The sequence below is a fragment of the Stenotrophomonas sp. 220_Sma genome, from assembly GCF_056487375.1.
Window position 1 is genome coordinate 4,084,229 of record NZ_CM151348.1, and the last position, 25,490, is coordinate 4,109,718.

At 67.0% G+C, this 25,490-nt stretch carries 18 protein-coding genes; 8 read left to right on the forward strand and 10 right to left on the reverse strand.

Going from position 1 to position 25,490, the window contains the following annotated elements:
- Positions 1–72: 72 nt before the first annotated feature.
- From ACZLIB_RS19085 to ACZLIB_RS19095, 3 genes are all read left to right on the forward strand, one after another.
- The gene (locus tag ACZLIB_RS19085) at positions 73–753 is read left to right on the forward strand and encodes a TetR/AcrR family transcriptional regulator (RefSeq protein WP_049398377.1); all 681 of its coding nucleotides are present in this window, start codon (positions 73–75) and stop codon (positions 751–753) included.
- Between the two features lie 136 nt (positions 754–889).
- Positions 890–1,537, forward strand: coding sequence for a protein-L-isoaspartate O-methyltransferase family protein (locus ACZLIB_RS19090; RefSeq protein WP_049398378.1), 648 nt, complete (start codon positions 890–892; stop codon positions 1,535–1,537).
- A 16-nt stretch (positions 1,538–1,553) separates the two neighbouring features.
- Entirely contained in the window at positions 1,554–2,912 is a 1,359-nt protein-coding gene (locus ACZLIB_RS19095; protein WP_049398379.1) for a TolC family outer membrane protein, read from the forward strand.
- A 100-nt stretch (positions 2,913–3,012) separates the two neighbouring features.
- On the opposite strand, the gene ACZLIB_RS19100 is transcribed toward ACZLIB_RS19095, so the two are convergent.
- A complete protein-coding gene (locus ACZLIB_RS19100; protein ID WP_478468432.1) occupies positions 3,013–4,227 on the reverse strand; it encodes an APC family permease in 1,215 nt (404 codons plus the stop codon).
- A gap of 229 nt (positions 4,228–4,456) precedes the next feature.
- On the reverse strand, positions 4,457–5,755 hold the full coding sequence (gene waaA / locus ACZLIB_RS19105) for a lipid IV(A) 3-deoxy-D-manno-octulosonic acid transferase (RefSeq protein WP_049398381.1): 1,299 nt from the start codon (positions 5,753–5,755) through the stop codon (positions 4,457–4,459).
- Between the two features lie 60 nt (positions 5,756–5,815).
- Between waaA and ACZLIB_RS19110 the strand changes: the two genes are divergently transcribed.
- Positions 5,816–6,733 carry an LpxL/LpxP family Kdo(2)-lipid IV(A) lauroyl/palmitoleoyl acyltransferase gene (locus tag ACZLIB_RS19110; protein WP_049398382.1) on the forward strand — a complete coding sequence of 306 codons (918 nt, stop codon included), beginning with the start codon at positions 5,816–5,818 and terminating at the stop codon, positions 6,731–6,733.
- Between the two features lie 77 nt (positions 6,734–6,810).
- Here ACZLIB_RS19110 and ACZLIB_RS19115 read toward each other — a convergent pair whose 3' ends face one another.
- The 4 genes from ACZLIB_RS19115 to ACZLIB_RS19130 form a co-directional block, all read right to left on the reverse strand.
- Positions 6,811–7,329 carry an REP-associated tyrosine transposase gene (locus ACZLIB_RS19115; protein ID WP_478468433.1) on the reverse strand — a complete coding sequence of 173 codons (519 nt, stop codon included), beginning with the start codon at positions 7,327–7,329 and terminating at the stop codon, positions 6,811–6,813.
- Positions 7,330–7,532: 203 nt separating this feature from the next.
- Complete coding sequence (locus ACZLIB_RS19120) at positions 7,533–8,864, reverse strand: O-antigen ligase family protein (protein ID WP_049460789.1); 1,332 nt, start codon at positions 8,862–8,864, stop codon at positions 7,533–7,535.
- Complete coding sequence (locus ACZLIB_RS19125) at positions 8,845–9,960, reverse strand: glycosyltransferase (protein ID WP_049398385.1); 1,116 nt, start codon at positions 9,958–9,960, stop codon at positions 8,845–8,847. The genes ACZLIB_RS19120 and ACZLIB_RS19125 overlap by 20 nt, the downstream gene beginning before the upstream one ends.
- A gap of 15 nt (positions 9,961–9,975) precedes the next feature.
- Positions 9,976–10,173 carry a zinc-finger domain-containing protein gene (locus ACZLIB_RS19130; RefSeq protein ID WP_005410967.1) on the reverse strand — a complete coding sequence of 66 codons (198 nt, stop codon included), beginning with the start codon at positions 10,171–10,173 and terminating at the stop codon, positions 9,976–9,978.
- Positions 10,174–10,594: 421 nt separating this feature from the next.
- Between ACZLIB_RS19130 and ACZLIB_RS19135 the strand changes: the two genes are divergently transcribed.
- The gene (locus ACZLIB_RS19135; RefSeq protein ID WP_478468434.1) at positions 10,595–13,939 is read left to right on the forward strand and encodes a GH92 family glycosyl hydrolase; all 3,345 of its coding nucleotides are present in this window, start codon (positions 10,595–10,597) and stop codon (positions 13,937–13,939) included.
- A complete protein-coding gene (locus tag ACZLIB_RS19140) occupies positions 13,936–14,679 on the forward strand; it encodes a basic secretory protein-like protein (RefSeq protein ID WP_478468435.1) in 744 nt (247 codons plus the stop codon). The genes ACZLIB_RS19135 and ACZLIB_RS19140 overlap by 4 nt, the downstream gene beginning before the upstream one ends.
- A 59-nt stretch (positions 14,680–14,738) precedes the next feature.
- On the opposite strand, the gene ACZLIB_RS19145 is transcribed toward ACZLIB_RS19140, so the two are convergent.
- From ACZLIB_RS19145 to ACZLIB_RS19155, 3 genes are all read right to left on the reverse strand, one after another.
- Complete coding sequence (locus ACZLIB_RS19145; RefSeq protein WP_478469944.1) at positions 14,739–15,683, reverse strand: IS481 family transposase; 945 nt, start codon at positions 15,681–15,683, stop codon at positions 14,739–14,741.
- 548 nt (positions 15,684–16,231) lie between these two features.
- Positions 16,232–18,523 (reverse strand): NADP-dependent malic enzyme, encoded by a 2,292-nt coding sequence (locus tag ACZLIB_RS19150; RefSeq protein WP_032129106.1) that lies wholly within the window; start codon positions 18,521–18,523, stop codon positions 16,232–16,234.
- Between the two features lie 230 nt (positions 18,524–18,753).
- Complete coding sequence (locus tag ACZLIB_RS19155) at positions 18,754–20,097, reverse strand: dicarboxylate/amino acid:cation symporter (protein WP_032129107.1); 1,344 nt, start codon at positions 20,095–20,097, stop codon at positions 18,754–18,756.
- Positions 20,098–20,429: 332 nt separating this feature from the next.
- On the opposite strand from ACZLIB_RS19155, the gene ACZLIB_RS19160 reads away from it, so the two are divergent.
- On the forward strand, positions 20,430–21,599 hold the full coding sequence (locus ACZLIB_RS19160; RefSeq protein ID WP_071228137.1) for an OprO/OprP family phosphate-selective porin: 1,170 nt from the start codon (positions 20,430–20,432) through the stop codon (positions 21,597–21,599).
- A gap of 66 nt (positions 21,600–21,665) precedes the next feature.
- On the forward strand, positions 21,666–24,308 hold the full coding sequence (locus tag ACZLIB_RS19165; protein WP_458075264.1) for a hybrid sensor histidine kinase/response regulator: 2,643 nt from the start codon (positions 21,666–21,668) through the stop codon (positions 24,306–24,308).
- A 519-nt stretch (positions 24,309–24,827) separates the two neighbouring features.
- On the opposite strand, the gene ACZLIB_RS19170 is transcribed toward ACZLIB_RS19165, so the two are convergent.
- Positions 24,828–25,478 (reverse strand): response regulator, encoded by a 651-nt coding sequence (locus tag ACZLIB_RS19170; RefSeq protein ID WP_061479578.1) that lies wholly within the window; start codon positions 25,476–25,478, stop codon positions 24,828–24,830.
- Between the last annotated feature and the right edge of the window lie 12 nt (positions 25,479–25,490).

The following is a 25,490-nucleotide window of genomic DNA, read 5'->3' on the forward strand; positions in this document are numbered from 1 at the left end:
GACTGCCGGCCCAATTTAATAAACCGGCCGGTATAGTATAAATATCGAACCGCTTGGTCTAGTATTGTCGCGATGAGTTCTCCCACTTCCCGCAAGCCGTCGGCCAAGCCCGCTGCCAAGGCCGCCGGACCCGGGCGTCCCAAGGACCTCGGCAAGCGCGCGGCGATCCTTGAAGCAGCCAAGGCACTGTTCATCGAACAGGGCTATACCGGCGTGAGCATGGACACCATCGCCGCTCAGGCCGGCGTCTCGAAGCTGACTGTGTACAGCCACTTCGGCGACAAGGAAACCCTGTTCTCCGAGGCCGTGCAGTCAAAATGCATTGAAATGCTGCCTGACGCGCTGTTCGTGGCCGACGCGGACGGCCCCCTGCGCGACCAGCTGATCGGCATCGGCCTGGCCTTCTTCGAGCTGATCACCTCCGACGCAGCGATCTCGATCCAGCGCATGATGATGGCGCCGGAGACCGACGAACGCCTGCGCGAGCTGTTCTGGCAGGCTGGCCCGGAGCGTACCTGCGAGGCCCTGGCCGATTTCCTGCGCGCGCGCGGCGAACGCGGCGAGCTGGACATCCCCGACTATTACCTGGCCGGCCAGCAGTTCCTGACCCTGGTCAAGGGCGAAGTGCACATGCATATGATGTGCGGCATGCCACTGTCACCGGTGGAGTGCGACCCTCTTGCCCATGTGACCGCCAGCATCGACTTCTTCCTGCGCGCCTATGCGCCGCGAGGGGCCGGGACGGCCGGATAACCAAAACTGAACGAACCGGAGGTCGCGATGACTTCCGGCACTGCGACCCCGGCCACCCGGCAGCTGATGCTCTGGGCGCGCCGCCGGCCTCCGGCACCGGTAAAATGGCCGGCCCACTGCGCTGGATTTGAACCTCATGACGATTGATTACGCCCACGCCCGCGAACTGATGGTGGAACAGCAGATCCGTCCCTGGGACGTGCTGGACATCAAGGTGCTCGACGTCCTGGCCCGCCTGCCGCGCGAGGCCTTTGTCGCCGATGCACACCGGGCACTGGCCTATGCCGATGTTGAACTCCCGATCGGCCATGGCCAGAAGATGATGAAGCCGGTCATCGAGGGCCGTACCCTGCAGGCACTGGATCTGCAGCCGGGTGACGAAGTGCTGGAAATCGGCACCGGCAGCGGCTTCCTGGCAGCCTGCATCGGCGCGCTGGCGCGCGACGTGCTGAGCCTGGAGATCGACCCGGAACTGGCCGCCGCCGCGCGTGCCCGCCTGGACGCTTCCGGCCTGGGCACCAACGTCCGCGTGGAAGTGGCCGACGCCCTGTCCTGGCAGACCGAACGCCGCTTTGACGTGATCTGTGTCACTGGTGCGGTCGACGTGGTGCCGTCACAGTTCGCCTCGTGGCTGCGTCCGGGTGGTCGCCTGTTCGTGATCCATGGCCGTTCGCCGGCGATGGAGGCCCTGCTGGTCAAGGCCGACGGCAGCACCGAGTCCCTGTTCGAGACCGATATTGATTACCTGCGTGGTGCCGCCCCGGCCCCCCAGTTCCACCTCTGAGTCCAAGGAAGCCGCAATGATCCGCCGATCCCTCGCTGTTGCGCTGGCCACTGCCCTGCTGCCGTTGTCCGCCCATGCCGCCGACCTGCTGCAGGTCTACGAAATGGCGCGCAATGGCGATCCGCAGCTGTCCGCCGCCGAATCCACCCGGCTGTACGACAAGGAAGGCGCCGTGCAGGCCCGCGCTGCCCTGCTGCCGCAGATCAACGGCCAGGCCACGCTGAACCGCTCGCGCAGCGAGGCGGACCATGACGCCAACTCCGGCACCGTGACCAGCAAGCGCCGCAACTACACGATCGAAGGGAGCCAGACGCTGTTCAACTGGACCCAGATCAACAACCTGCGTTCGCAGCGCGAGCTGAGCAAGGCGGCGGACTTCACCCTCGATTCGGCCAACGACAGCCTGATCGTGCGCACCTCGGCGGCCTACTTCAACGTGCTGGTGGCGATCGAATCGCTGAACGCCGCACAGACCAATGAAGCGGCCGCGAAGAAGCAGTTCGACTTCGCCGACAAGCGCCTGGAAGTGGGCCTGGCGCCGATCACCGACGTGCACGAAGCACGCGCCCAGTACGACCAGGCGCGTGCCAACACCATCGTTGCGCAGAACACCCTGGCCGATAACTACCAGGCCCTGACCGAACTGACCGGCCAGCCGGTGGTCAACCTGCGCGGCCTGCCGGCGGACTTCCGCCCGGAAGTGCCGGCCAACCGTGGCAACATCGATGAGCTGGTGCACCAGGCCACCAACCAGAATCCGGCGCTGAAGGCCCAGGAACTGAAGGTCAGCGCCGCCGAGGCTGGCGTGCAGGCCGCTCGTGGCGGCCATTACCCGACCCTGTCGCTGGGCGGCAGCTGGGGCAAGAGCGCAACCTGGGGTGACAGCACCGGTGCCGGCTCGTTGTCGCCGGATGCACGCACCAACAGCATCGGGCTGACCCTGAGCGTGCCGATCTTCGCCGGTGGCGCCACCCAGTCCGGCGTGCGCCAGGCACTGGCCCAGCGTGACATCGCCCAGGATGGCTACGAGCAGCAGAAGCGTGCCCTGGACCGCAACACCCGCAATGCCTACCAGACTCTGGTGCAGGGCATCAGCGAAGTGGAAGCCCGCCGCCTGGCGGTGGTCTCGGCGCAGAGCGCGTATGACGCGTCGCAGGTTGGCCTGGAAGTCGGTACCCGTACCGTGCTGGACGTGATCCAGAACCAGCGCATCCTGTTCTCGGCACAGCTGGACTACGCCCAGGCCCGCTACACCTTCCTGCAGAACCGCTTGCTGCTGAGCCAGTCGCTGGGCGCGCTGGACGTGGCCGAGCTGCAGGACGTCAACCGTCTGCTGACCCAGGACGCAGGCAACCCGGCAACGACCACGCACTGAGTCGTCGTCCTGCCGGCAACGAAGAAGCCACCCGCGAGGGTGGCTTTTTTGTGGGCAGCGCGTACGGCCCCACCCAGACATGGCGCAGATCCGCCGGCCGTCAGCCCGGCCACGCGCCTGCCCGCTCCACTGCGGCCAGCACGCACAGCGCCGCGGCCAGGGGCGCAAGCACCATCGCAGCACCCGGCATCGGCGCGCGCACACGCAGTACTGCCAGGCACAAAGCCGCCATCACCAGCAGGGTTGCCGGACCTGGCAGCACCGGCAATGCATCGACGGGCGTTCCCAACGCCAGCAGCGCCGCCAGCACCACCGTGACCGGTATCAGCCGTGTCCGGAACCCGGGCGCTTCATCCACGGCCACAGGCCAGAGCTGCGCTGCCAGCTGTGTGGCCAACGACAACAGCACCAGCAGCAGTGCTGCCAGCCCAGCCATGCCCGCCAGCGGCAGCAACGGCAGCAGCCACTGCAACTGCGGATGGCCCTGCAATGCCACCGACAACGGCCGCGTACTGGCCAATGCCGGGAACTCGACCAGGCCGGCCTGCAACGCCGCCAGCACGATCAGCAGCAGCATTGCCAGCAGCAGCGCGGCCGCCAGCAGCCCTGGTGACCGCGCACGCACCTGCGGGCCACGCCCAGGAAACCCCAATACCAGACCCACACTGGCAAACACCGCCAGCAAGGGCACGCTTGCCGCCAGCACCCCGCCGGGTCCGAACCGATAGGGCGCGGTGGCGTCCGGCAGCCACGGAATCCAGTTCGCGTAGTGCACATGGCGGACCGCCAGCGCCAGCAGCAACAGCCCTACACCGATCTTCGCCGTCAACAGCACGCAGACCATCAGCGCGATGCGACGCGGAGGCAGCAACACGAACGCACCCAGCACCAGCAGGCTGGTGACGGCCATCACCGGATCCGGCAATGCGCTGCCGGTTTCAATACCGCGACTGGCAAACACCGCACGCGCGTGGCCCGCCATGGACTGCGCCACGCCGGCGCTGGTCACCACCAGCTCCAGCAGCACAGCACCCAGCAGGCGCGCGACTGCCGGGCCCCAAGCGGCCCGCAGCGGGCCGTACAGGCCATCGGCTTCCGGCTGCTGCTGGGTCAGCACGTGCAGGCAATACAGCATCGGCGCTGTGCCCAGTGCGGCCAGCAGCAGACTCAGTACGATGGCCGGGCCGGCCTGGGCGGCGGTGTACTGGCCGACCAGGGCGATCACGCTGCCCCCCAGCAACAGGGTCAACGCCACCAACGCGAAGTGATCCATTCCCAGCAGCGCGTGCCGGCCACGGCGGTTGTCGCTGTCCATCGCAAGCCCTCTTGATTCCGCCCATGCGCGGTCGACAGCAGGCTGGCAGCCTGCGCCAAAGGGCGGTATCAGAATCCGTACCGTGCGCATCGCAATGTGACCACAAACACGTTCGCAGCCACGCATCCGGTCCTGCTGCGACAGGAATCCGGCTGCTAAGCAGAATTGATGCAGTCGATCACGTCAGTCGGTCCACGTAGTGTCCGCCCTGGCGGTGTTGCTGCCCGGCTCAGCTGCGCGGCGGCGGCAGATGTGGCGCGACCAGCGCCAACGTGCGCTGCAGGGCACCGCGGCCATTGCTGACCAGCGTGCATCCAGCACGGGCCATGTCCTCACGCGCCGCAGCGTCGCCCAGCAGGTGCTGCAGCAGGTCACCTACCGCCTGCACGTCCTCGCCGATCAGCAAGGCACCGGCCTCACGCATGCGCCGTGAGATCTCGGCGAAGTTGTGCAGGTGCGGGCCGGTCACAGCGGCAGTGCCCATCGCCGCCGGTTCCAGCAGATTGTGGCCACCAATCGGCTGCAGGCTGCCGCCGACGAAGGCGACCTGCGCGCAGGCATAGAACGGCATCAGCTCGCCCAGGGTGTCGATGACGAATACATCCGTGCCGGCCTCCGGCCATTGCTTCGCGCGACGGGTCGTCACGTTCCAGCCCTGCTCGCGCGCCAGCGCCTCCACCTTCGGGAAGCGCTCGGGGTGCCGCGGCGCCCACAGCAACAACAGGTCGGGGTGCTGCTGGCGCAGGCGCCGATGCAGGTCGATCACCGCCTGCTCCTCACCATCGTGGGTACTGGCCGCGATCCACACCGGGCGCCCGGCGGGCACGCAGGCGTGGAACTGCTCGACGAAGCCCTGCACATCCGGCGTGGCGATATCGAACTTGAGGTTGCCCAGCGCCTGCACCTGTTCACGCGCAGCACCCAGCTGCACGAAGCGCTCGGCGTCGTCCTGCGACTGCGCGGCCACGCAGGTGACCGTGCGCAGCGCACGGCGGATCAGCGCCGCCAGCACCCGGTAACCGCGCAGCGAACGCGCGGACAGGCGGGCGTTGAGGATGTAGACCGGGATGCGACGGTCGCGGCAGCCGAACAGCATGTTCGGCCACAGCTCGGTTTCCAGGATCAGTGCCAGGCTGGGCTGGAAATGGCCGAGGAAGCGGTTGACGCTGCCCGGTACGTCGTACGGCAGATAGACGTGATCCAGCGCGTCTCCCCACAGCGCGCGCACGCGCTCCGAGCCGGTCGGGGTGATGGTGGTGATGACCCAGCGGATGTCCGGACGCTGCTGGCGCAGGGCATTCACCAGCGGCGCGGCGGCATTGACCTCGCCCACCGAGACCGCGTGCAGCCAGACCCGCGGCTGGCCGGTCGGCTGCGGATACGAGGCATAACGCTCGTCCCAGCGCCGGAAGTATTCACGGACCCGGAAACCGCGCCAGACCAGGTGGTACACGGTGATCGGCAGCAGGATGTAGAGCACGGCCGAGTACAGGCCGCGCAGGATCCATTCGACAGGGTCTTTACGCATGCGGCAAGGATACGGGAGCCCCCCGGGAAAGACACGCAGCCGGGTTGGTAGAATGGCGCCATGTCAGATGCCACCACCGCCGTCCGCCCGTCGCTGCGCGATCCCCGCAACTGGCCGATGTTCGCCGCCATGCTCGGCGCCTTCGCCATCGCCCGCCTGCCGTGGATGCTGCAGCGTGCGCTCGGCCGGGGCGTCGGCTGGATCAGCTGGCGCCTGCTCGGCAGCCGCCGTCGCGCCGCCGAGGTCAACCTGCAGCTGTGCTTCCCGGAGAAGGACGAAGCCTGGCGCCAGCGCCTGGTGCGCGACAGCTTCGACGCGCTGGGCGTGGGCGTGCTCGAGTGCATCCGCGCCTGGTGGGGCAGCATCGACCGCATCCGCCCGCAGGTGAAGATCGAAGGCCTCGAGCATCTGCGGCAGATGCAGGCCGAAGGCCGCGGCGTGCTGCTGGTGTCCGGCCACTTCATGACCCTGGAGATGTGCGGCCGCCTGCTGTGCGACTACGTCGATCTTTCAGGCATGTACCGCAAGCACAAGAACCCGGTGTACGAATGGGCGGTGAAGTTCGGCCGCCTGCGTTATGCCAAGGCGATGTTCGCCAACGAGGACATCCGCGCGACCGTGCGCCACCTGAAGAAGGGCGGCTTCCTCTGGTATGCGCCGGATCAGGACATGCGTGGCAAGGACACCGTGTTCGTGCCGTTCTTCGGCCATACCGCATCCACCATTACCGCCACCCACCAGCTGGCGCGGATGACCGGCTGCGCGGTGATTCCGTACTTCCACCGCCGCGAGGGCGGAAAGTACTTCCTGAAGATCGGCGCACCGCTGGAGAATTTCCCCAGCGAGGATGTGGAAGCCGATACCACGCGGGTCAACCAGGCCATCGAAGAGATGGTGCGCGAAGCCCCGGACCAGTACCTGTGGATCCATCGGCGGTTCAAGCGCCAGCCCGGCGGCCGGAGCGATTTCTACAAGTAGCGGTTGGAGGGATGGCTTCATCCACGCATGGCGTGGATCTACTGCCTTGTGCGGCTTCATCCGCGTATGGCGTGGATTCAATGACGTGGGGCATTCTGAAGTAGATCCACGCCATGCGTGGATGCTCTTCGATTCCGTGCCGGGATTCGCAACGGCCAGCGGCACCAGGCGTACGGGTACTCCCCCATCACGCACGCCAAGCCCGCACGGACCGGATTGGCCAGGATGTACATCGCCTTCTCGTGAAGGGATTCATCGCTGCGTACGGCGTGATCGTGGTAACCGTGCTGCCACAGCGACCCTCGCCGCTCCAATCGCCGATTCAGCAGCCGGCTGCTGCGTGATTTGAGCAGGGCCATGCACTCGGCCAGGGTTCCCCCGCGCAATTCCATCAACCAGTGCAGATGGTCGGGCATCACCACCCAGGTGAAGCTGTGGCTCACGCCCTTGCGCTCTACGAAGCGCAGTGCTTCAACCAGAATCGCTACGTTGGAAGCATCGGCAAAGAAGGGTTCACGATCGAGGGTTACCGTAGTCAGTGAATAGACGTTACCGGTGCAGGAGTAACGACCGTAGCGGAGTCTTGGGCTGGCCATGGCCTCAGCGTGCGATACACACGGAGGCACGGCTAGTGGAGGTTGGCGCGTGTTTGCGTCGGTAAAGCCCCATCCACGCATGGCGTGGATCTACTACGGCGACGTTCGTTCGGTGACCGCCCCATGCACGCCATGGCGTGGATCCACCATGGGGACGTTTGTTCGGTACGTGGAGTAGAGCCACGCCATGCGTGGATGGACGATCACACCACCGTCGGCGTGTCATCCGTTTCGCGGGCCAACAGGCTGCCGGCGAACAACGCGGCCAACAGCACGGTCAGGCCACCCCAGAACGCGGAATAGAACGCCAGGTGGGTGTTGAGCGGGAACACGGTGACCGCCAGCGCCAGCATCGCAGGGCGCGCGCGGTCACGGGCCGCGGGCGGTGCGAAACGCCAGGCGCGCCACGCCTGGGCGACGGCGGCCAGCCACAACAGCAGGCCCAGCACGCCGGTTTCGGCAAGGATTTCCAGCACGATCTGATGGGCATGCAACGCCGGGGCATCGCCCCACACCGCCGGTTCGTCGCCAGACACGCAGGCCGGATAGGCATCGCGGAAACCGCGCGCGCCGACCCCGTTGATCGGGTGCTCTTCAATCATGCAGGCCGCAGCGTCCCAGATCCGCGCGCGCCCCGACAACGCCTCGTCGACACCGCGTTCGCTCCCCTCCCAGGCCATCGCCGTACGTGCGAAGCGCTCACGCAGCTGCGGCACGCTGGCGGTCAGCACACCCGCTCCGAGCACAGCGACCAGCCCCAGCAGCACCAACCGCTTCCAGCCGAACTGGCGAACGCCGCTGTAGGCCAGCACCAGCGCGAAGGTGATCCACGACGCGCGCGAGCCGGCCAGCAGCAGCACGCAGCCCAGCGCCGCCGCAGCCAGGACCCACCCTGGATTGCCGAAGCGGCGCGCAAGCGGCAGCAACAGGAACGGTGAAAGGCTGGCCAGCACCTGGCCGAACTTCAGGTTGCACGGCCCCAGCGCGCCACTGAGGCGATCGACCCATGCTGCCTCGCTGGCCGGGCACAACGCGTGACCGCTTACTGCAAACTTCAGCTGCTCAAGTGACCAGAACCACGGACTGGTACCCACGACCGCCTGCACCAGTGCATCCAGCGTCCACGCAGCGGTAATCAATGCGAGGCCACCGAAGGTCAGCCGCCGGCGTTCCGGCGTGGCCACCGCGATCGCCACCAGCCACATGAAGGGCAGATAGCGCAGGCCGGCGGCCGCCTTGGTCCACGACGCCGCCGGATCGATCGCATCGAAGGCGGAGAACGCCTGCGGCAGCCAGTAACCGAGGAACAGGATCGAGGTCAGCGCCCACGCGGCGGGTGTCAGCAGGTGCGGGCGGCGCTGCAGGCGGCGCATGATCATGCGCACCGCGGCATACAGCGCACCAAGACCCAGCACGGTTTCAGCGATGCCCGGCAACGGCCACAGCGCCACGTAGGCCAGCACCCACCACGGCGCCCAGCGTCCGGCGCGGTCCTCGCGCACGAGGGTTGCGGGGTCAGCCGGCGAGGTCGGCATAGAGGCGGAGGGTGTCGCGCTGCATGGCCTGCAGGGTAAACGGGATGCGGCTCGGCAAGGACGGCGGCTGCGCCAGCAGGGCCAGCGCACGTTCACCCAGCGCCCGTGCATCGCCCAGCGGCACGGCGCCGGCCGGCTGCAGCTGCTGCAGCAGTTCGCCGACGCCGCCATGGTCCCAGCCCAGTACCGGGCGACCGACCGACAACGCTTCGACCACGGTGCGGCCGAACGCTTCGGGCTTGTCCGAAAGCTGCAGCACCAGATCGCTGGCCGCATAGGCCTGGGCGATACGCGCGGTCGGCGTGCTGATCTGCACGGCGTCGGTCACGCCCAAAGCAGCCGCCTGCCGGCGCAGGTCGGCCACGTAGGCTTCACGGCCGGGTTCATCGGTGCCCAGCATCCACAGCTGTGCCGGCACACCGGCCGCGCGCACATCCGCCAGCAACTGCAGCGCATGAGCATGCCCCTTCAGCCGGGTACCCCGCCCCGGCAGCAGCAGCAGCGGGCCCTCAACCTGCGCCAGCCACGGGTAATCGGCTGCCAGCGCCAGTCGTGGCCGACGGTCGGCGCGGGCCACGCGGGGAAACTGTGCGACATCGACGCCGCGCGGAATCACCTGCAGCCTCGCTTCGGGAACCGTGGGGTAGTGCCGCTGCACATAGTCGCGCACGGTATTGGACACGCAGATCACGCGTTCACCGCTGGTCATCACCGCGCTGTAGCGGCTGGGCGAGTTCAACCCGTGCACGGTGGTCACCCAATGCGGGCGCTGTGCGGCAGGCATCGCGCGGATCGCGTACAGGCCCAGCCAGGCCGGCAGCCGCGAACGGGCATGCACGATGTCGGCGCCAACTTCAGCGAACAGGCGGCGCAGGGTCGGCAGGTGGCGCAGGGTCAGCAGCGATTTGCGGCCGATATCAAGGGTGAGGTGCTCGGCACCGCTATCGAGCAGCGGCTGCACCAGGCGGCCACCGGCGGAGACCACCAGCGCACGATGGCCGGCAGCGACCAGGGCCGCAGCAATTTCCAGGGTCGAGCGCTCGACACCGCCGGAGTGCAGCGCCGGCAGCAACTGCACCACGGTCAATCGGCGCATCGAAGGGGCGGCCGCTTAGTCGGCCAGCACGAACACGGAACCGCAGTACGGGCACTGCGCTTCGCCATTGGGTTCGTCTTCGATCGGCAGGTACACGCGCGGATGCGAGTTCCACAGCGCCATTTCCGGGGTCGGGCAGCTCAGCGGCAGATCGCTGCGGTGCACGGTGTAGCGCTTCTCGGCGTTGGCGGGCGCAGTGGCGGTATGGCTCATGGCGGATGTCGATGAACGGGTTGCGAGGCCTGTGATTCTAGCATCTGGGCCACGCCGACATTGCGCCGCAACGGGTCTTTGCGCGTACCGGGCCGATTCCCTGCGGCCTTGCATGCCACCTCGGGACGGGGTGCCGGCGGAAATTCCCGATCGATCCTGCAGGTTCACGCCGAAAATCCGCCGACAACGATATTTCCTGCATTTGGATCGAACTAAATGGCACTTGTCAGGTTGCCACGGCTGTTGCAGGATCGGGCCAGGTCGTAAACCGGCCCACTCCAATCCAACCCGATCGCATGGCCCGCCCCCACCGGACCGGTATCGCTTCTTCCACTGCCATCCCGGCGGGCGGAGCGATGCTGTCCGTGGTGTCCGCCGATGCGGGTTCTGCCCGCCGCCTGCCCTTCCGGGAGACCCTTGCATGACCCTGTCCGATCCACGCCGCGCCCTGCTTCCGCTCGCCCTGGCCCTGGCCTGTGCGACTACCGCGATGCCGGTGCTGGCACAGGGACTGCAGACCTCGTTCGAACCGGGCCAGCCGGCTCCGGCACCGGCCGCAGGCGCACTGCAGGTCACGATCGGCAACGGCCCTGCTGCGCCTTACGCCGCCAAGCGCAATGCGGGCTACAGCGGCCTGCATGCACTGCGCTACAGCAGCGAAGGCGGCAGCGCGCGACGCGAGCTGTTCAAGACCGACCTGCCGATCGAGGCCGATACCACCCTGTCGTGGCTGGTGCTGCCGGAGATCGTCGGCAAGGACACCGTGGCCTCGACCTATGTGTCACTGGACCTGCTGCTGGACGATGGCAGCCGCGTTTCGGCCAGCGCTGCACGCGACCAGCATGGCGTGGCCATCGGTGCGCGCGCGCAGGGCGATTCGAAGACGCTGTATCCGCAGCAGTGGGCGCGCAAGGCGGTGCGGCTGGGCGACGTGCCCGCGCTGAAGGGCCGCCGCGTGCTGGCGATCGAACTGGAGGTGGCCAGTGCCGACGGTGCACCGGTCTCGGGCTGGATCGATGACGTGCGCCTGGACACAGTGCCACGTCAGCAGCCAGCGCGCGTCTCCGACTGGGTGCTGACCACCCGTGGCACCCAGGCCAACGGCACCTTCTCGCGCGGCAACAATTTCCCGGCCACCGCGGTACCGCACGGATTCAACTTCTGGACCCCGGTGACCGATGCTGGCGCACTGAACTGGCTGTACCGCTGGAACGAACAGAACGACGCACAGAACCGCCCGCAGCTGCAGGCGCTTGCGCTGAGCCATCAGCCCAGCCCGTGGATGGGCGACCGCCAGACCTTCCAGGTGATGCCCTCGGCCAGCCGTGGCGTGCCGGAGGCCGACCGTCGCAAGCGCGCGCTGTCGTTCGAGCGCAGCCATGAAAGCGCGCGCCCGTATCGCTACGACGTGCGCTTCGACAACGGCATCGCGGCCGCCATCGCGCCGACCGATCATGCCGCGCTGTTCCGCTTCGAGTTCCCCGAGGGCGGCGACGCCAACCTGCTGTTCGACAATGTCGATGCACGCGGTGGCCTGACTCTGGACGCTGCCACGCAGACACTGTCCGGCTACACCGATACGCGCAGCGGGCTGTCCAACGGCGCCAGTCGCATGTACGTGGTGGCCAGCTTCGACAGGCCGTGGCGCAGCAGTGGGCGTCTCAACACCGGCCGACCGACCGGTTACATCAAATTCGATGCCGGCAGCGACCGGCGGGTGACCATGCGCATCGCCACCTCGCTGATCTCGGTGGAGCAGGCACGGCACAACCTGGCCCTGGAAATGGCCGCCGCCGATACACTGGAAAGCGTGGCCGGCCGCGCGCAGGATGCATGGGATGCGCGCCTGGCCCGTTTCGACATCGGCGATGCCAGCGACGACCAGAAGACCACGCTGTACTCCAGCCTGTACCGGCTGTTCCTGTACCCCAATTCCGGCCATGAGAACGTGGGCAGCGCCGCCGCACCGGAATGGCGCTACGCCAACCAGGCCAGCGCCAGCGATGACAACACCGAGGGCAGCGCGACCCGCAGCTATGCCGCCGTGCGCGACGGCAAGGTATTCGTCAACAACGGCTTCTGGGACACCTTCCGCACCACCTGGCCGGCCTATGCGCTGTTCACGCCCGACGATGCCGGGCAGCTGGTGCAGGGCTTCATCGAGCAGTACCGCGCCGGCGGCTGGATCGCACGCTGGTCGTCGCCGGGCTACGCCGATCTCATGGTCGGCACCAGCTCCGATGTGGCCTTCGCCGATGCATGGCTGAAGGGCGTCGGCGGTTTCGATCCGGCCGAGGCCTATGCCGCCGCGCTGAAGAACGCGACCGTGGTGCCGCCGGACCGCCATGTCGGCCGCAAGGGCATGAACCGTTCGACCTTCCGCGGCTATGCCAGTGCCGACGTGCACGAAGGCATGTCGTGGACGATGGAAGGCGCACTCAATGACTTTGGCATCGCCAACATGGCCGATGCCCTGGCCAAGCGCGCGACCGCGCCCGCCGCACGCGAGCGCTACAGCACCGAGGCCGACTACTTCCGCCATCGCGCCGCCAGTTACGCGACGATGTTCGATCCGGCGGCAGGCTTCTTCCAGGGCCGCAGGGCCGATGGTCGCTGGCGCGTGGACGCAAAGGCCTACGATCCGCGCGTGTGGGGCCACGACTACACCGAATCCAATGGCTGGACCTTCGCCTTCACCGCCGCCCACGATGGCGAAGGCCTGGCCGCGTTGTATGGCGGCCGCGAAAAGCTGGCGGCGAAGCTGGATACCTTCTTCGCCACACCTGAAACCGCGGACCCGGCACTGGCCGGCTCGTACGGCGGCACCATCCACGAGATGACCGAAGCGCGCGACGTGCGCATGGGCATGTATGCGCACAGCAACCAGCCGGCGCACCACATCCCGTGGATGTACCTGTACGCCGGGCAGCCGTGGAAGACCCAGCAGCACGTGCGCGAGATCCTGTCGCGGCTGTATGTGGGCAGTGAGATCGGCCAGGGCTACCCGGGCGACGAGGACAATGGCGAGACCTCGGCATGGTACGTACTGGCCTCGCTGGGCCTGTACCCGCTGCGCATGGGCGCCCCGGAGTACGTGATCGGCTCGCCGGCATTCGAGCATGCACGGGTGGAGCTGCAGGGTGGCGCGGTGCTGACCGTGAACGCGGCCAACAACTCGCGTGAGAACGTCTACGTGCAGTCGCTGAAGATCAACGGTACGCCGTGGACGAAGACCTGGGTGCCGCACGACCTGATCGCCAAGGGCGCGACCCTCGACTTCGTGATGGGACCCCGCCCCTCGCGCTGGGGCAGCGGCGTGGACGATGTGCCGCGCTCGTTGACCGCGCGCGGCCAGCACCCGCAGCTGCTGCACGACCTGCTCGGCAGCGGCGCGAAGGCGACGCTGGCCGATGGCCGTGCCCTGCCCGCGCTGGTCGATGACGATGCCGGCACCACGGTGGGTCTGGGCGCCGGTGCAACCATCTCGCTGACCGGCCTGGCCGAGGGCACCCCGACGATGTACACGCTGACCAGCGGTGACGGCCGCATCCAGGGCGGTGAGTGGACGCTGGAGGCGCGCAACGGCGGCGGCAGCTGGGCCGTGCTCGACCAGCGCAGCGGCGAAGACTTCGAATCCGCCCGCCAGACCCGTCCGTTCCGCATCGCCAAACCCGGTCGTTACAGCGAGTACCGCCTGCGCCTGGCGGCACCGGCACGGCTGCCGCTGGCGGAGATCGAACTGCTGGCGGCCGGCACCGTACAATGAGCTGCATGCGCTTCCGTCTACTGCCTCTGGCCCTTGTTGCCCTGTCCTTCTCAAGCTTCGGCCAGACCCAGGCGTTCGATACGCAGCTGACCCGCGACGGCGTGACGCTGAACTACCAGGACGCCCGTGGCGCCCTGGCCGCACCGCAGCGCAAGCGGGTGATCGATACGTTCTTCTTCGCGTACCTGCGCGAACGTGCGGACTTCCATCCCGCTGCGCCGTCAATGGTGCGCATCGTGATCGATCCGGCCTACACCGGCATCGCCTTCGTCGGCGACAAGGACCAGGCAGCGACGATCACCATCAATCCGGGTTGGCTGGCGCAACACCCGAACGACGTCGACCTGGTCACCCATGAGGCGATGCACATCGTGCAGGGGTATCCCGGCTACGGCGATGCACGGGTACCGGGCTGGCTGGTGGAAGGCATCGCCGACTACGCGCGCGACCGCTACGGCATGGACAACGCCGCCGCTGGCTGGGCATTGCCGGTGAAGGTCGAGAAGGGCCAGAACGTCGACAGCGGCTACCGGGTGACCGGTGCGTTCCTGAAGTGGGCGGAGGCGGAACATCCCGGCCTGGTGCTGGCACTGGACAAGGCCCTGCGCGACGGCCGCTATGCACCGGCGCTGTGGCAGAAGCATACCGGCAAGGCACTGCCGGCGCTGTGGGCGCAGTACGCCAAGCCGCGTTCGGACGCACCGCCGCCGGCGCCGGCACGGCGCGGCAAGCGGCACTGACTGGGTGGTCGACTGGATATCGGGGCGACTGGGTAGAGTCGAATGGGTAGAGTCGACTGTTAGTTGTGTAAACCCACTACGTTGTTCAGCGGCACTCTGGAGATAGGTGGCTGGCCGCCGATCGCCATATGGGGACGATGCCAGTTGTAGTGGTGCAGCCATTGGTTCAGAACGGAATTGCGCTGGTCCGAGGATGCGTACTCGCAGGCGTAGGCCCACTCGCGCAGGCTGGTCTGGATGAAGCGCTCGGCTTTGCCATTGGTCCGCGGCGTGTAGGGCTTGGTTCTGATGTGCTTGATTCCAAGGGATTTGAGCAGCTTGGCAAAGGCGGTGGAGCGATAGCAGGCACCGTTGTCGGTCAGGATCCGCTTGAAGGTGATTCCCAGGCTGGCGTAGTACTCCAGAGCGCCCAGCAACGCCTGGCAGGCGGTTTCGCCCTGTTCGTTGGGGTGGACGCTGCTGAAGGCCACTCGGGAGTGATCGTCGATGGCCACGTGGACGTAGCCCCAGCCACCGCCCGCGGCGTTTCCCCGGCGTTTGGCATCGGTTCTGTGCCCTGGCCGCTGGAAGTTGCCCAGCTTCTTGATGTCCAGGTGCAGCAGCCCTCCTGGCTGATCATATTCGTATCGGATGACCTCCTTGGGCGAATCAAGCTGACACAGCCGATTGAGGCCGTGGGCGCGCATCAGCCTTGAAATCGTACTGTGGCCGACCCCCAGTGCCTTGGAGATGGTCAGGTAGGTCTGCCGCTTACGGCGGCGTTCCTTGATCTGCTCGACCACCAGCTCCGGCGTGGCGTGCGGCGTCTGGTGAGGCTTTGAGCTGCGGTTCTCCAAGCCCGATGGCCCCAACTCCCGGAATCGGCCGAGCCATTTGTAAGCCGTACGCACGCTGACGCCACACGCCTGAGCTGCTTCTTCCGGGCGCAGGCCCTCGTGAAGGATGCGGTGAACAAGAAGTGCTCGACTATGGACGGTCAAACGGGCATTTTTATGGTGGTTCATCCGGGCTCTTTGGGGTCTGGAAAGGTGTGGTAACCGCCATTTTCCAAAGATGTCCCGGATGAACAACCTACAGAGAGATCACAGTTAGTCGACTGCCCTTGATTCAACCACCGAAAACCCCGCGCTTCGCGCGATAGTCGACCAACGGTCGACTCTACCTCGCTGCCTTCTACGCCTCAGCGCGACCGCACGAAGCCAGCGTAGAGCGCGAACAGCTGCTGGAAGTACCGCCGCGTCACTCGATTACGCATGACACCCTCGCCCATGAAAAGTTGGTCGGGCCCAGGGTGGGAAGGCCGGTCCGGTCCCTTCCCACGGCCGGGCCGCGTGGGCGTATTGGGCCGCAACGGCGTTGCAGGGACATGACCGGGCGGCGTAGCGCGTGTGGCACAGGCCGGCGGGCGGTAGAGCCGGCCGCTGGCCGGCTGCGGTGGTGGTGGACATGATTGCGGTTGCCGGCCAGCGGCCGGCACTACCCGTTTCCGCTTTGCGGAAACAGAAACGCGCCCCGGAGGGCGCGCTTCTGCAGCTGACGCTGGAAAGAAGGCTTACGCCTTCTTTTCCGCTTCCAGCTGCTTGCGGATCTGCGCATCCACCGCCGCAATGGCGGTCATGTTCAGGATCCTGCGCGAGGTCGCGCTGGTGGTCAGGATATGCACCGGCTTGTTCACGCCCATCAGGATCGGGCCGATCGCCACGCCGTCGGTGAACACACGCACCAGGTTGTAGGCGATGTTGGCCGCTTCCAGGTTCGGCAGCACGAACAGGTTGGCACGGCCCTGCAGGGTCGAGCCCGGCAGCAGCTTCTGGCGCAGCGCTTCGTCCCATGCGGTGTCACCCTGCATTTCGCCATCCACGTTCAGACGCGGGTTGCGCTTGAGCAGCAGCTCGCGCACCTGGCGCATCTTCAGCGCGTCCTTCGAATCGTGGCTGCCGAAGTTGGAGTGCGACAGCAGCGCCACCTTCGGCTCGATGCCGAACAGCTTCATGCGGTAGGCCGCCTGCAGGGTCGCTTCGCACAGCTGCTCGGCGGTCGGGTCTTCCTGCACGTGGGTATCGACGAAGAAGAACACGCCCTGCTGGTTGATCACGCCGGTCATCGCCGAGGTCGAGGTGACCTTCGGCTCCAGCGGCAGCACGCTGCGCACGTAGCCCAGCTTCTTGTGGAAACGGCCGACGATGCCGGTCAGCATCGCATCGGCTTCGCCACGGGCCACCATCACTGCAGCGATCAGGGTCGGGCGCGAACGCATCAGGTTCTTCGCCGCGGCCACGGTCACGCCACGACGGCCGGTCAGGCCGTGGTAGTACTGCCAGTATTCGTTGAAGCGCGGGTCGTCGTTGATGTTGGTGACTTCAACGTTCTCGCCGATCTTCAGGCGCAGGCCGAGGCGCTCGATGCGCGACTCGATCACTTCCGGGCGGCCGATCAGGATCGGGTGCGCCAGGCCGTCATCGACCACGTTCTGCACCGCCTGCAGCACCACTTCCTCTTCGCCCTCGGCATACACAACGCGCTGCTTGTCGCTGCGCGCGCGGTCGTAGACCGGCTTCATCATCAGGCTGGTGCGGTAGACGAACTGGGCCAGCTTGTCGCGGTAAGCGCCCATGTCGTCGATCGGGCGCGAGGCCACGCCCGAGTCCATCGCGGCCTGGGCCACGGCGGCCGACAGCTCCACCAGCAGGCGGCGGTCGAACGGGCGCGGGATCAGGTATTCACGACCGAAGCTCGGCGTCTCGCCACCGTAGGCCGAGCCCATGTCGGTGGCCGCACGACGCGCCAGCGCCGCAATGGCGCGCACGCAGGCGATCTTCATTTCCTCGTTGATCGCGGTCGCGCCCACGTCCAGCGCACCACGGAACAGGTACGGGAAGCACAGCACGTTGTTGACCTGGTTCGGGTAGTCCGAACGGCCGGTGCCGATGATCGCATCCGGACGGGCGGCGCGCGCCAGTTCCGGCATGATTTCCGGAGTCGGGTTGGCCAGCGCGAAGATCACCGGATCCGGCGCCATGGTCTTGACCATGTCGGCAGTCAGGATGCCCGGCGCCGACAGGCCCAGGAAGATGTCCGCGCCGTCGACGATCTCGGCCAGGGTGCGCTTGTCGGTGTCGCGCGCATAGCGCTGCTTTTCCGGGTCCAGGTCGGTACGACCGGTGTGGATCACGCCCTCGCGGTCGAAGGCCAGGATGTTCTCCGGCTTCAGGCCCAGCTGCACCAGCATGTTCACGCAGGAAATGCCGGCCGCGCCCATGCCCGTGGTCGCCAGCTTCACTTCCTCGATCTTCTTGCCGGTGATCGCCATGGCGTTGAGCACCGCTGCGCCGACGATGATCGCCGTGCCGTGCTGGTCGTCATGGAACACCGGGATCTTCATGCGCTCGCGCAGCTTGCGCTCGACCACGAAGCATTCCGGCGCCTTGATGTCTTCCAGGTTGATGCCGCCGAAGGTCGGCTCCAGCGAGGCGATGATGTCGACCAGCTTGTCCGGGTCGGTTTCATCCACTTCGATGTCGAACACATCGATGCCGGCGAACTTCTGGAACAGCACCCCCTTGCCTTCCATCACCGGCTTGCCGGCCAGTGCGCCGATGTTGCCCAGGCCCAGCACCGCGGTGCCGTTGGAGATCACCGCCACCAGGTTGCCGCGCGCGGTCAGCTCGCTGGCCTGCTGCGGGTCGGCCTTGATCGCTTCACAGGCGTACGCCACGCCCGGCGAATACGCCAGCGACAGGTCGCGCTGGGTCAGCATGGGCTTGGTAGCGGAAACCTTGATCTTTCCCGGCGGGGACATCCGGTGGTAATCGAGGGCGGCCTGTTTGAAATCTTCGTTGGACATCGATGTGGGTTACATGAATGGGCAGAAGGGACAGGGGATGATACCCCCGTTGGAGCGTCTGGACCTGTCGCTATCCTGTCGCAGGCATGCTGCGACCGCACAATTCCGTGCCGTATGCGACGGTACCGCGACACCAGCTTCGGTGCGTCCCATGACAGCCATGGGACGCCTTGAAACGCCGCGGGGCCGTACCACTGTCGTGATCGGCCCCGCGGTACCACACACCTGGATCAGCCCCTGGCCGGCAGCGCCTCGGGCACGGCATCGACCAGCGGCGGCAGTTCGCTTTCGCGGCCATCCAGCGCCAGCTTCAGGCGGTTGCGGTCCAGCGCCCCCTCCCAGCGCGAGACCACCACGGTGGCCACGGCATTGCCGATGAAGTTGGTCAGCGAGCGGCATTCGCTCATGAAGCGGTCCACGCCCAGGATCAGCGCCATGCCGGCCACCGGCACCTCCGGCACCACGGCCAGGGTGGCGGCCAGGGTGATGAAGCCGGCGCCGGTGACGCCGGCCGCGCCCTTGGAGCTGAGCATGGCGACCAGCAGCAGGGCAATCTGATGGCCCAGGGTCAGTTCGGTGTTGGTGGCCTGGGCGATGAACAGCGCCGCCAGGGTCATGTAGATGTTGGTGCCGTCCAGGTTGAACGAGTAGCCGGTCGGGACCACCAGGCCCACCACCGACTTGCTGCAGCCGGCGCGTTCCATCTTCTCCATCAGCGACGGCAGCGCCGACTCCGACGAGGAGGTGCCCAGCACCAGCAGCAGTTCGGCCTTCAGGTAGCGCGCCAGCTTGAACACCGAGAAGCCGCACAGGCGGCAGACCAGGCCCAGGATGACCGCCACGAACAGGAAGGCGGTGAGGTAGAACGAACCCACCAGCCAGGCCAGGTTGATCAGCGAGCCAACACCGTACTTGCCGATGGTGAAGGCGATTGCGCCGAAGGCACCGATCGGCGCGGCCTTCATCAGGATGTGGACCAGCTTGAACACCGGGGCGACCAGCGCCTCCAGGAAGTTCACGATCGGCTTGCCCTTCTCGCCCACCGATGCCAGCGCGATGCCGAACAGCACGGCCACGAACAGCACCTGCAGGATGTTGCCATCGACGAACGCGCTGAGCAGCGTCTTCGGGATGATGTCCATCAGGAAGCCGACCAGGGTCAGGTCATGCGACTTCTCGACGTAGCTGTGCACCGCGGTCTGGTCCAGCTCGGCCGGGTTGATGTTCATGCCGGCGCCGGGCTGCACCACGTGCGCCACGATCATGCCGACGATCAGCGCCAGCGTGGAGAAGAACAGGAAGTACGCCATCGCCTTGGCGAATACGCGGCCCACCGTGCGCAGGTGGGTCATGCCGGCGATGCCGGTGACGATGGTCAGGAAGATCACCGGTGCGATGATCATCTTCACCAGGTTGATGAAGGCATCGCCGAGTGGCTTCATCTTCTCGCCGATCAACGGTTCGTAGTGGCCGAGGATGGCGCCCAGGACGATCGCCACGATCACCTGGAAGTACAGCTGGCGATAGATCGGCAACGGCTTTGCAGGCACCGGTGCTGCGGTCGGGATGTGCATGGCGGACTCCGGAAGGGGCGTTTTCAGGCACGTACGGCCCCGGGACTGCACGGGAACCGTTACCGTGGAAACTGACCGCAGGCCCTGTGCAGCACGCGCAGGGGGTGCGACCAATGGACGCCTTTGTACGCGCCGGGCACGCTGGCGCAGATAACCTATTGGTACTAGCCCCCCGGTTCAGGTGGCCGCGGTGCCTACACTGGCGCCGCACCGCCCGATCACGGGGAGGCCGGTGGCCCGAGCTGAACGGCCGGGCGCGTCATTGCGAAAGTTCCGGCCCTTGCGGCCGTTGTTGTCCTGTCCACATGCAATCTGAGAGAGCCGCACCCAACATGCGCCCGATTCCCACCTTGCTGGCCCTGTCGCTGGCCGCGCTTCCCGCCTTCGCTTCGGCTGCCGATTTCGACAACTGGCCGACCAAGTACGCCTTCGGCGACGGCACCGAGCTGGCCGCTACCGCCAACATCGCCTACGACTACAACGATTTCTCCTCGGGCAGCGGCCTTGAGGACGACGACGCCGTGCGCCGCAAGGAGTTCGGTGCGACGCTGAAGAAGAAGGGCGTCTACGACGCGATGGTCTATTACGACTTCCAGTCCGATACCTGGCTGGACGTGTTCGTGCGCTTCGAAAGCAAGGCCTTCTTCGGCCGCGACATCGGCCGCTTCCGCTTCGGCTACATGAAGACCCCGGTCGGTCTGGACGCGAACACGTCCTCGCGCGCCGGCAGCTTCCTGGAAACCGCGCTGCCCGTGCAGGCCTTCTACGCAGGCCGCCGCACCGGCGTGGAATGGGTGCTGGAGCGCCCGCAGTACCTGCTGCAGGCCGGCGCCTATGGCGGCAAGGACCTGCAGGGTGACAACCCGGGCACCACCCAGGCCGTGCGTGCGGTGTGGACCCCGGTGAAGGCGCCGGGTGACGTGATCCACCTGGGCCTGGCCTACTCGCAGGAAAATCCGCGCGGTTACAGCGATGGCCGCGACGTGCACCACGAGGCCAGCGCGCGCCTGCGCGCACGTCCGGAAGCCGGCCTGACCGACATCCGCTATGTCGATTCCGGCGCGCTGGTCACCGCCGACCAGATCCGCCGCACCGGCCTGGAAGGCATCTGGATCCGCGGCCCGTTCTCGGTGCAGGCCGAAGCCCTGCGCGCCACGGTCACCCGTCATGACGGCAAGCCCGACTACACCGGCAGCGGCCAGTACGCGATGGCCAGCTGGGTGCTGACCGGCGAATCGCGCCCGTACAACGCCGGTGCCGTGGCCAACATCAAGCCGGCGCACGACTACGGCGCGGTGGAACTGGTGGCCCGTTACAGCCGCATGGACCTGGACGATGGCAGCATCCTCGGCGGCCGCCAGCACGACCTCACTCTGGGTGCGAACTGGTACCTGACCAGCCACTTCAAGTTCCAGGCCAACTACGTCAAGGTCGACGCCAGCCGTCGCGGCGTGCACAGCACGCCGGAGATCTTCGAACTGCGCGCGCAGATGCACTTCTGACCCCTTCCACGTCAGATCCCGGCGGGCGTGTACGCCACGCCCGCCGGCCCTGCGTAGACTGCCGCCATGTACTGGCTCAGCCGCCACCGGATGCTGTTGCTGACCATCGCGGTGATGGTCGGCGGCACCGTGCTGTGTGCGGTCGCCGCCGGCCACTACGCCTGGCGGCGCGCCCTCGGTGAGGAAAGCAGCCAGGTACAACGCCAGCTGCAGTTGTATGGCCAGGGCCTGCAGCAGCGCATCGACCGCTTCGGCACCTTGCCGCAGGTACTGGCACTGGATCCGGATCTGCTGCACGCGCTGCGCGTACCGCCCTCGCCCACCGAACGGCAGCGGCTGAACCTCAAGCTGCAACGCGCCAATGAAGTCACCCGTGCCTCGACCCTGACCCTGGTCGGCCACGATGGCGTGGCGGTGGCGGCGAGCAACTGGGACCAGCCGACCACCAACGTCGGTGAGAACTACAGCTATCGTCCCTATTACCGCCAGGCGCTGGCCCAGGGCCGCGGCCGCTTCTACGGCATCGGCATGACCACCGGCGTGCCCGGCTACTACCTGTCGCAGGCCATCGAGGAAGACGGCAAGCGGCTCGGCGTGGTTGTGATCAAGGTCGAGCTGTCGGCACTGGAGCAGGAGTGGCTGAGCAGCCCTGACGTGGTGCTCGCCAGTGACGACCACGACGTGGTGTTCCTGGCCAACCGTGACAGCTGGCGCTACCGCCTGCTGCGCCCACTGGGCGCCGATGAGCGCCGCGAGATGCTGGACGCCCGCCAGTACGCCGATCGCACCCTGCAGCCACTGCGCGCACGTACCGAGGATGTACTGGCCGATGGCGGCCGCATGGTGCGCCTGCTGGATCCGGCATTGCCGCAGCCGATGCTGTGGCAGAGCCTTGCGCTGCCGGCCGAAGACTGGAACCTGCACCTGCTGCACGACGCCAGTGCCGCCACCGCCGCCGGCCGTGCGGCCGCGCTTACCGGAGGTGCTGCGTGGCTGGCGCTGGGCTTCCTGGTGCTGTTCGTGCAGCAGCGCCGGCGCCTGGCCAAGCATCGCCTGCGCAGCCGCCGCGAGCTGGAAACCCTGCTCAAGCAGCATGCACAGGAACTGCGCACCGCACAGGATGGCCTGCTGCAGGCCGCCACCGATGCCGACAGCGGCCTCAGCCGCAGCCTTGAACACCTGCCGCAGGGCGTGGTGGTGATCGACCGGGACCTGCGTCTGGTCGCATGGAATTCGCGCTACCTGGAACTGTTCCGTTTCCCGCTGGACCTGGTGCGCGTGGGGCGGCCCATCGAGGAACTGTTCCGCTTCAACGCACGCCGTGGCCTGCTCGGTCCCGGCCCGGTCGACGAGGCCATCGAGCGTCGCCTCAACCACCTGCGCAGCGGCCGTCCGCACATGCGCGAAAGTGAGAAGGACGACGGTACGGTGCTGGAAATCCGCGGCAACCCGCTGCCCGACGGCGGTTTCGTCACCAGCTACGCCGACATCACCAGCTACAAGAATGCTGCACGCGAACTGCGCTCGCTGGCCGATGCACTGGAACACCGCATCGCCGAACGTACCCACGACCTGGACGAAGCACGCCGCGAGGCCGAACAGGCCAACCGCTACAAGACCCGCTTCGTCGCCTCGGCCGTGCACGACCTGCTGCAACCGCTCAACGCAGCACGCATGTTCGTCTCGGTGCTGCGCGGCAAGCTGAGCGATCCGGCGCAGCAGCAGACCAGCGATCACATCGACGCTGCATTGGCCGCGCAGGATGCGATCCTCAACAGCCTGCTGGATATCGCGCGGTTGGAATCGGGCAGCCTGCCGACCCGTGTGCAGGCGTTCCGGCTCGGGCCGCTGCTGCAGACACTGGCGCGCGAATTCGGCATCGCCGCGCAGTCACGTGGCCTGGTGGTGGACTGGGTCGATACCGATGCGGTGGTGGTCAGCGATGAAGCGCTGCTGCGCCGCATCCTGCAGAATTTCCTGTCCAACGCACTGCGCTACAGCGAACGTGGCCGCGTGCTGCTCGGCTGCCGCCGCCGCGAGGGCCTGCTGTGGATCGAAGTGCACGACCAGGGCCCCGGCATTCCCGATGCGCTGCAGGGCGAGATCTTCGAGGAATTCCGCCGCCTGCACGACGGCCAGCAGCGCGGTGCCGGCCTTGGCCTGGCCATCGTCGACCGCATCGGCCGCCTGCTCGGACATCCGATCCGGCTGCGCTCGCAGCTGGGCCAGGGCAGCGTGTTCGCCGTGGGCGTGCCGTTCGGCGACGCCAGCGCGATTCCCGCCACCGCGCCCGCGCCGGTGCTGGCGCAGGAACCGGCGGCGGACAACCCGCTGCGAGGGCGCCGGGTGTGGGTGATCGATGACGATCCGCACGTGTGCGCGGCCAGCCGCGCGCTGCTGGAGCGGTGGGGCTGCGAGGTGCTGCTGGCCGATGGCCCGCAGGCAGCGCTGCAGTTGGCCACGACGGCAACCGTGCCGGAGCTGGTGCTGCTGGATGTGCGCATGGGTGACCACCACGGCCCGGTGCTGTACGAGACATTGGCAGAGCTGTGGCAGGCCCGCCCGCCGGTGGTGCTGGTCACTGCCGAGCGCGATGCGGGATTGCGTGAGATGGCTGCCGAGCGTGGCTGGGGAATGATGGCCAAGCCGGTGAAGCCGCCGGCGCTGCGGGCGCTGATGAGTCAGTTGTTGATCCGGCATCGCGGGTAGTTTCCAGCCAACGGCGCAGCCCCTCGTGGGTGGTGGCGTAACGCGGTTCATGGGTGAGGCCGGGTAGATGGGCTGCGCAGGGGTCGCTGCAAGTACGTCCCTGTAAGCTCGGTCGCCGCATCCATGCGGCTCACGCCCCTGCGCAGCCCATCTACCCGACCACGGACACGTTCCGTGCGCGTCCACCCACGGAGAAGAAAAAGAAGATCAAAAGCGGATCGCGCGCTGCGCTTGCTCGTGTAAAGCCGAGCCCATGCTCGGCTCTACAAAAGGCGGCCTGACAGCCTGCTTTTGCTTTTGATCTTTTTCCTTCTCCGTGGGTGGCAGGCCACCGAAATCTGTCAGAGGCCGGTCGGGTTGGGTGCGCGGGGGTGTCAGCCGCATGGATGCGGCTGCCAAGCCTCCAGGGACGGATTCACGGCGTCCCCCGCGCACCCGACCCGACCGGCCCACTCGCGGCTTCTGCTTTCAGCGACCAACCCAAACCCACCCACGAGGGGCTGCGCCGTTGGCTGGAAACTACAACCCGATGCCGGCGTCGCCCTCGGGCTCCAGCGCCTTCACCAGCACTGCGGCCTGCGTGCGGCTATGGCATTCGAGCTTCTTCAGGATCGCGGTGACATGCACCTTCACCGTGTTCTCGGCCAATCCCAGCGTATAGGCAATCTGCTTGTTGAGCAGGCCATCGGCCAGGCACAGCAGCACGCGGAACTGCTGCGGGGTCAGCTGGGCCAGGCGGCTGGCCAGCAGTGCGTCGGCCTCGGAGCGTTCGGCGGCCATCGCCGGGAACCACAGGCCACCATCGAGCACAGTCTGCACGGCCTCGCCGATGGTCTCCGCCGGGGCAGATTTCGGGATGAAACCGGCGGCACCGAACTGCTGGGCGCGGCGGATCACACGGGGGTGGTCGTTGGACGAGAGGATCACCACCGGAATGTCCGGATGCGAGCCGCGCACGTGCAGCAGCGCGGAGAAACCGTGTGCACCGGGCATGGTCAGGTCGAGCAGCACCAGGTCCACGTCCGGGTGCGCGTCGAGGGCTTCGGCCAATGCCTCGGCGCTGGCGACCTCGCGCACCTGCGCCAGCGGCAGGCTCTGCCGCAATGACTGCACCACCGCCGAACGCAGCAGCGGGTGGTCATCGGCGATCAGGATGGTGTATTCGCTCATGCCGCCATTGTA

What these genes read in the sequence shown, in the direction of transcription:
- ACZLIB_RS19085 (WP_049398377.1), top strand. Translation starts at nt 73, where the DNA reads ATGAGTTCTCCCACTTCCCGCAAGCCGTCGGCCAAGCCCGCTGCCAAG.
- ACZLIB_RS19090 (WP_049398378.1), top strand. Translation starts at nt 890, where the DNA reads ATGACGATTGATTACGCCCACGCCCGCGAACTGATGGTGGAACAGCAG.
- ACZLIB_RS19095 (WP_049398379.1), top strand. Translation starts at nt 1,554, where the DNA reads ATGATCCGCCGATCCCTCGCTGTTGCGCTGGCCACTGCCCTGCTGCCG.
- ACZLIB_RS19100 (WP_478468432.1), bottom strand. Translation starts at nt 4,227, where the DNA reads ATGGACAGCGACAACCGCCGTGGCCGGCACGCGCTGCTGGGAATGGAT.
- waaA (WP_049398381.1), bottom strand. Translation starts at nt 5,755, where the DNA reads ATGCGTAAAGACCCTGTCGAATGGATCCTGCGCGGCCTGTACTCGGCC.
- ACZLIB_RS19110 (WP_049398382.1), top strand. Translation starts at nt 5,816, where the DNA reads ATGTCAGATGCCACCACCGCCGTCCGCCCGTCGCTGCGCGATCCCCGC.
- ACZLIB_RS19115 (WP_478468433.1), bottom strand. Translation starts at nt 7,329, where the DNA reads ATGGCCAGCCCAAGACTCCGCTACGGTCGTTACTCCTGCACCGGTAAC.
- ACZLIB_RS19120 (WP_049460789.1), bottom strand. Translation starts at nt 8,864, where the DNA reads ATGCCGACCTCGCCGGCTGACCCCGCAACCCTCGTGCGCGAGGACCGC.
- ACZLIB_RS19125 (WP_049398385.1), bottom strand. Translation starts at nt 9,960, where the DNA reads ATGCGCCGATTGACCGTGGTGCAGTTGCTGCCGGCGCTGCACTCCGGC.
- ACZLIB_RS19130 (WP_005410967.1), bottom strand. Translation starts at nt 10,173, where the DNA reads ATGAGCCATACCGCCACTGCGCCCGCCAACGCCGAGAAGCGCTACACC.
- ACZLIB_RS19135 (WP_478468434.1), top strand. Translation starts at nt 10,595, where the DNA reads ATGACCCTGTCCGATCCACGCCGCGCCCTGCTTCCGCTCGCCCTGGCC.
- ACZLIB_RS19140 (WP_478468435.1), top strand. Translation starts at nt 13,936, where the DNA reads ATGAGCTGCATGCGCTTCCGTCTACTGCCTCTGGCCCTTGTTGCCCTG.
- ACZLIB_RS19145 (WP_478469944.1), bottom strand. Translation starts at nt 15,683, where the DNA reads ATGAACCACCATAAAAATGCCCGTTTGACCGTCCATAGTCGAGCACTT.
- ACZLIB_RS19150 (WP_032129106.1), bottom strand. Translation starts at nt 18,523, where the DNA reads ATGTCCAACGAAGATTTCAAACAGGCCGCCCTCGATTACCACCGGATG.
- ACZLIB_RS19155 (WP_032129107.1), bottom strand. Translation starts at nt 20,097, where the DNA reads ATGCACATCCCGACCGCAGCACCGGTGCCTGCAAAGCCGTTGCCGATC.
- ACZLIB_RS19160 (WP_071228137.1), top strand. Translation starts at nt 20,430, where the DNA reads ATGCGCCCGATTCCCACCTTGCTGGCCCTGTCGCTGGCCGCGCTTCCC.
- ACZLIB_RS19165 (WP_458075264.1), top strand. Translation starts at nt 21,666, where the DNA reads ATGTACTGGCTCAGCCGCCACCGGATGCTGTTGCTGACCATCGCGGTG.
- ACZLIB_RS19170 (WP_061479578.1), bottom strand. Translation starts at nt 25,478, where the DNA reads ATGAGCGAATACACCATCCTGATCGCCGATGACCACCCGCTGCTGCGT.